The organism is Bradyrhizobium lablabi, from assembly GCF_018131005.1.
Lineage (GTDB): Bacteria > Pseudomonadota > Alphaproteobacteria > Rhizobiales > Xanthobacteraceae > Bradyrhizobium > Bradyrhizobium lablabi_D.
In genome coordinates, this window is sequence record NZ_JAFCJK010000037.1 from 1 (window position 1) to 1,730 (window position 1,730).

The 1,730-nt window shown below is 63.7% G+C and carries 1 protein-coding gene and 1 pseudogene; both read right to left on the minus strand.

What is annotated here, in order from left to right; all coding sequences use genetic code 11:
* Positions 1–563: 563 nt before the first annotated feature.
* Positions 564–1,250, minus strand: coding sequence for an antibiotic biosynthesis monooxygenase (locus JQ553_RS34210; protein WP_212504476.1), 687 nt, complete (start codon positions 1,248–1,250; stop codon positions 564–566).
* A 262-nt stretch (positions 1,251–1,512) separates the two neighbouring features.
* Positions 1,513–1,730, minus strand: a pseudogene (locus JQ553_RS34215) (LysR family transcriptional regulator); the annotation flags it as partial.

Below are 1,730 nucleotides of genomic sequence, written 5' to 3' on the forward strand. Positions count from 1 at the left end.
GCCGCGCGGGTGAAGTTGAGCGTGGACGCGACGGCGAGGAAGTAGCGAACTTGATGAAGCTCCATGGGTTGTTCTGTTCTCCGTCAAGGTGCGGTTGCCTATACTGACGAACCTTTGCACTCGACGACGTGACGAGGCACGTCGCAATCATGGGGCCTAGATGCAACTTGCATGCACGCCTTGGAACGGCCCGGTCTATTGATTTGGACGCACGGACACGCCTTCTGGAACCTCTGAGAGCCGGGCTAGTGCGCGGCGAAGCGTACGAGGACCGGGATCAATTCGGACGGGTCGCCGCGCGGCGTGTAGTCGACGCTGTTGTCAGCATGCTCGATGGTCCGGCCGTGCGGCTACGACGTACCGGGCCGGCATGGTCAACGTCCAGCTCGAATCGCCGTTGAGGCAACGCCGTGGAGCTCGCTGACTACCTCGCGGCACCCCAGTCGCGGTCGATGTTCGGGATCGGAATCTTGCTCAAGTCGTCGTCATGGCTCGCCGCGAGCCCGACGCTGACGTTGTCGTTCATGCCGATGTCGGCGTCGGCCCTTCCCGACGGAACGATGTCAGGCGTGGAGGGTTTCGCCGCCCTTGGCATCAGCGTAGTACTGAGGCGCCTCGCGTCGGTCGTATTTCCCGTAGTCACGCACGATCCGCACTCTCCGGACCCTGGCCTTGTCATTCGGCTCGGAAGCGTCCTCGTAGGCCTGCGCTGCAGCGGCGTCCTTCCAGGATATGAGGAGAATCAGCTCGCCGGGCGCAAGTATGGCGTCGAAGATGTCCCATGACGTGGTGTCGGCGGCCCACGGATTCAGGCCAAGCCACTCGGCGCAATCGTACGGGTTATTAGTCTGCTTCCACTCCGCGGGGCGAGTCGCGTTGATGAGCGTGACCGTCGTTCCCTCCCCGACTTCGGTCTCGTCGAGCCTCTGCTCCGTGAGGGCGTACCCCGGCGGTACTTGATTGTCAGCAGTGATCTGGCCGACGCGCAGGTGGTAGTCTGCGAGGATTTCGTCGCGTCCCTTCTGCTGGACCTCGTGATGGCGCCTGCGGGTACGCCAGCGGACGAGCGACTTCTCGTCCCGCCAGTTCGAAAGCGAAAGGATCCAGCCCTCGCGGGTCAGGCTCTTGTAGCGGATGTTGTCAATGAAGCCCTCTTCCTGCTCCAGCTCGGGGCGCAGCATCTTGGCGTCGTCGAGGTAGTCATCCCAGTTCTCTTTATTGGGGAGGACCTCGAAAATCACTGAAAACATGATCGTATCTCGCTTCTAGAGTGCCGCGACGTAGTCGATCTCGATGTCAAGGCGCCCCGACGACGCGCCGCGTTCGCGGCAGAAGACAGGTATGGTGCGCCGCATGAGCGTGGTACCGCCGGAGCATGGGATTCCGCGCGGCGAATGGGAAATGACGTCACGCCATGAAGTCGATAGCCGCGCGTTATGATGGGCTGAGTGCTGAGCTCGGTGCCGCTCGCGGCGGACTACCCGGAGGCCGGGCCAACGCAAAGGTAGGGCGTCAGGCTGCGGATCGATCGGCTGGAAGCGGTCGGCCGCCGGCGTGCGTGTCGTGGTCATGCGGGCGCCCTCGCCGGTCGGGGCCTTCGAACGACCAGTCGCGAAGCCGCGCGACCTTGACGAAAGCGTCCAGCGCCGGCGAGTAGCGGCGCCCCTGCACAGCCAGTAGCCGCACCTCCCGCGAAACCGGGTCGCCTTCGAGCGGAATGGTCTTGAGCG

Excerpts from the sequence above, each read along its gene's own strand:
- JQ553_RS34210 (WP_212504476.1), bottom strand. The coding sequence starts at position 1,250 with ATGTTTTCAGTGATTTTCGAGGTCCTCCCCAATAAAGAGAACTGGGAT.